The 4,271-nt window shown below is 40.3% G+C and carries 4 protein-coding genes; 1 reads left to right on the plus strand and 3 read right to left on the minus strand.

Annotated features, from left to right (window positions below; translation table 11 throughout):
- Window positions 1-93 precede the first annotated feature (93 nt).
- Both D7V32_RS16735 and D7V32_RS16740 read right to left on the minus strand, forming a co-directional pair.
- On the minus strand, window positions 94-948 hold the full coding sequence (locus D7V32_RS16735; protein ID WP_120403903.1) for a serine/threonine-protein kinase: 855 nt from the start codon (window positions 946-948) through the stop codon (window positions 94-96).
- A complete protein-coding gene (locus tag D7V32_RS16740; protein WP_120403904.1) occupies window positions 908-2,419 on the minus strand; it encodes a DUF3336 domain-containing protein in 1,512 nt (503 codons plus the stop codon). Before D7V32_RS16740 ends, D7V32_RS16735 begins: the two co-directional genes overlap by 41 nt.
- A gap of 181 nt (window positions 2,420-2,600) precedes the next feature.
- Here D7V32_RS16740 and D7V32_RS16745 point away from each other — a divergent pair, with 181 nt between their 5' ends.
- Window positions 2,601-3,473 carry an ATP-binding protein gene (locus D7V32_RS16745; RefSeq protein ID WP_120403905.1) on the plus strand — a complete coding sequence of 291 codons (873 nt, stop codon included), beginning with the start codon at window positions 2,601-2,603 and terminating at the stop codon, window positions 3,471-3,473.
- 347 nt (window positions 3,474-3,820) lie between these two features.
- On the opposite strand, the gene D7V32_RS16750 is transcribed toward D7V32_RS16745, so the two are convergent.
- A complete protein-coding gene (locus D7V32_RS16750; RefSeq protein WP_120403906.1) occupies window positions 3,821-4,096 on the minus strand; it encodes a hypothetical protein in 276 nt (91 codons plus the stop codon).
- Window positions 4,097-4,271 lie beyond the last annotated feature (175 nt).

Genomic DNA, 4,271 nt, shown 5'->3' on the forward strand with positions numbered 1-4,271 from the left:
CTATAGAGATCATTTCATCATGACAAGCGCTTTTTATAAAAAAACCGCACGTTTGATTAAATAAAAAACAATATGTATTAAACTGGTTTTTTCTTATGCAATTTCAGTAATTAAGCATCGTTTCAATGCCAAAAAACTTTGCATGCGGGCAGTTTTATGCTTTGCCAGCATCCCTAGCAGCAACGGTAAAAATGCGTTAAATACGGCAGGCAGTTCAATCTTCAGCTGCTGGCAATGCAGCACAGCCCAATCCTGATAGCTGCTGGCCTTTAAGCGCTGTCCGCTTAACCATTCATAAAATACGATACCTAAGGCATAAATTTCAGACGCAATATCTTTAGGCTGCCCCTGAAATAACTCTGGCGCCATATAGCGCGGTGTCGCATTCATGACATGAGCAGGCGCTATAATTTGTCTAGCTTGCTCAAAATCAAGGATTTTCAACTGCCCTTCATACATTACAAAGTGTTCTGTCTTAATATCACCATGCATCCAGCCAGCCTGTTCCAGCTGATCTAAAGCATCTATAGCCTGCCAAAGCCAATGTTTAACTTGCGGCAAAGTCAGCAGCAGCGGATCTTGCTGAAAAAATGCAGGCGCATGCGGCAGCAGTAAGACCTCTGTGAAATTTAGATGCTCACTGCCCTGCTGAATATGTAAATTTGAGATGATTTGAAATGGCAGCATAATCTGCATCTGCTGCGCGTGCATAATGCGATAGCACCGCAGCTCTTGCAGAAAACCTTCTGATGAAAAGCCAGAACTATTGGTCAGCTGAGCCTTGAGCCAAAACTGTTTCTCATCCGCCACATCTTCTGCAGCATTGCACTGATATAAACGCCTGCCAAAAGACAGGCTTTGCGCTTTTGTTTTTAACTGATATTTAAATAACTGCAAGTCAGCCGCATCAAGTGGCAATAAACTCTTTTCTGTTCTGGTCTGGGACATGCTGATATTTCAATAGCTCTAAGCAATGCTGAATTGTTTTACCTACACGCGCATGCGTTTCAATAAGGGAAATTTTAGGCCACGTTGCCCGCTCACCTTCTTTTTGCAATATTTTAAACAAATAAGGACGCGGGTTCTGCAGCATATAGCTATAGTGACGCAAGCTGTATTTGCCCACAATATTCACATCACCATAATAACGCTGATCGACCACGCCATAACCATGGTCAAGCAAACGGCGTACTGGCGGCACCAGTCCAACCCGTTCACGGGCAAAATCCATCACGCCTTTCGCAATAACTTTACCCTGACGGCGCACAATTCGCTCAGGCCAGCTCAGCATGTCCTTACGGTAGCGGGAAATATCATCCTGCATAAACGGCACAACATGCGGATTCACCTGACTGGCAATACTGTAATTAATATTGTACAAACGCGACATTTTTTCTTGCGGAAAATCACTGCGCACACTGCCATCGACCCAACGGGTTGATGCCATATAAGGCGTATACTCACCATCATAGCGTTTACTGGTTAAACGTACTGGCGGAAACAACACAGGCACTGCACAAGATGCCAAAACTGCACTCCAAACCAATAAGTCCGGTGATGTATGCGCATTCATAATTCGTGCGTCTTGCGAAGCCTCATAAGGCGCAACAGCAATATTAATATTCAAGCCAGATGTCTGCAGCGCCTCTGCAAAGGTCATATTACCTAAATTTTCAACTAAGAAATTTTTCAGATATTTCACATCCGCCAAACCGCCATTGCCTTTGATTAAGTCTGTCAGTTTACGAAAATGAAAAGCTTCACTATAGAAGTTCTGCCCCTTTAAAATTTGAGAAAATTCAGACGGCTTAGACACACCTAACATAGCCGTCATAATTGCGCCTGCACTGGAGCCGGACAGCACATTCGGCATTAGATCCTGCTCCATCAGCGCCTTACACACGCCAGTATGAAACAAACCTAAAGTCGAGCCGCCTGAAAACATGAGCGCTGGCTGGCCAAATGCCAATTTGCATTGTTCAAAAAAACTGATTTTCTCTTTTGCGTTCAAACAGGTACATTCTTCTGATGCAATAAAGGCCAAGCTTTGACTGACTTCCTCTATATAGTCTTCAATAATTTTTTTAGTGCCCACATAAGCCACCGTAAATAACAGCGGATGTGCAATATTTGCTATGTCATAGCTTAAACCTTCACGTAAAATATACATCAAATCTCGAGTACGCTTTTGCACTCTGTAACGCTTCAGCATGCTTAAGCGATGACTGATAATTTCAGCATCGAAATAAGGTGAGCAGTTATCCAGCTTCCACTCTTGCGCACCAGATTCTTCATCTATTTTCAGCGCGATGCTTTTCCATTCTTGGTACGTTTCAGCAGATTCCAATTTACGCTTTAACCGCTTAATACGGTAAGCCTGATGCGGGTTGATATCACTAGCAAAATCTTTAAACAGCATATCAATCCCTCTTAGCTTGCATTATTTTTCATTTCATTTTGTCCTGCTCTCACTGTTGCAAAGTTTAGAGCACAATTCAAGCACTAAAACATGGTCAGATACGGCAATTTTACAGGGCTTCTTCTCCCAAGTTGATGTAAAATTGCCGCTATTCGCAGTTACATCATAAGCTGACAAAACCATGGCAATAATTGATTTACCACAGAATATTTTAAATTCTTTATCCAATGTACTGCAACAGCTGCAGCAGGCGCTGCCAGAACTCAAACAAGCGCCTGACTTTTCATCTGCTGCTTATAAATGGCAAGATAAACAGCTTAAGCCAATTCACCAGCCTAAAAAGATATATTTAGCGGACTTAAAAGGCATTGAGCGCCAAAAAGAAAAAGTCATCCAAAATACTTTACAATTCTTAAAAGGCCTGCCTGCAAATGATGTGCTGCTGACAGGTTCACGCGGTACAGGAAAGTCATCTATTGTCCGTGCTCTGCTCACTGAATACGAAAACCAAGGCCTGCGTTTAATTGAAATTGAACGTGATGACTTGTCTGACTTACCTGAAATTCAGCAGTTGATTGATGGCCGTCCTGAAAAATTTATCGTGTACTGCGATGATCTTGCTTTTAATGCTGAAGATGAAAACTACCGCAGCTTAAAAAGTGTGCTGGATGGATCACTGCAGTCAGGTTCCAGTAATTTTATTATCTATGCAACCAGTAACCGCCGCCATCTGCTGCCAGAGTTCATGCATGAAAACACACCTGTATTAAAAGCAGATGTACCGCAGCATCATGAATTACATCCTCAAGAAGCCATTGAAGAGAAAATATCTTTATCTGACCGTTTTGGCCTATGGCTGTCGTTCTATCCAATGGATCAAAATTTATATTTAGAAATTGCAGAGCACTATATTGCCCAAGCGCATATGGAACTTACAGCCGACGCCCGCGCTGAAGCGCTCAGATGGTGTCAGGCACGCGGTCAGCGTTCTGGCCGTGCTGCGTATCAATTCTCTAAACACTGGATTGGCTCACAAAAGCTAAATTCTTTATAATCCAACAGTGGTCATCTTTTTGAATACTGATGACCGCTTTCCGATATTCAAAATACAGCGATAGAAAATATGAAAATATTAAAGTGATGATTTGAATGGTAACTTTTACTCTAAATCCAATATCTTAAAATTGCTTTACGCCAGCAAAACAGCAGCTCAATATCGCTTTCAAATCCTGCCCCAATAAAATTCATTACCAGTATGACGATAAAACTAAAATCCGGCATTGCGATAGAAATTAAGTTTTAAGCAATAAAAAAGAGGCCTATGCCTCTTTTTTTTACCTGCCTATTTTAAGCGTCAATCAAAATCTGTAATGCTTAAAATAGATAGACACTTTAAATCATCTAATGATGATTAATCACCTTCTCCAGCCAAGGCAAAAGCTCCTTTTTGTTTTGAAAGTTCGGTAAGTAATCCATATGCACAATACGGGCCACTCCATTAAGCATAAATCTTACTTTACTTCGGTCTCGCAAATCTAAAAATCGATCTGAACGATCTTGAAAAATAGAGAAAAAAGTCAGTATTTTTTCATAATTAGATTTTCGCTCTAACCCTGGCATTTCTAAAATAAAATTATAAATTTGCTCAATTTCTGAAAGTGCAATCATTGTTTTCATGATTTTCGCATCCCCCTCTTTATAAATGAATTTAATGAACCATTAAACCAAGATTCGGTAAATATTGTTTCGCTAAACACACACCTATACTAGAAGCATATAAAAATTAAATCATTGATTTTTTATTAAATAAATCAAAAGTTAATCTTATTATTATATTATTATTTTTACTTAT

Origin of the sequence: Acinetobacter tianfuensis (assembly GCF_003611465.1) — a bacterium.
GTDB lineage: Bacteria > Pseudomonadota > Gammaproteobacteria > Pseudomonadales > Moraxellaceae > Acinetobacter > Acinetobacter tianfuensis.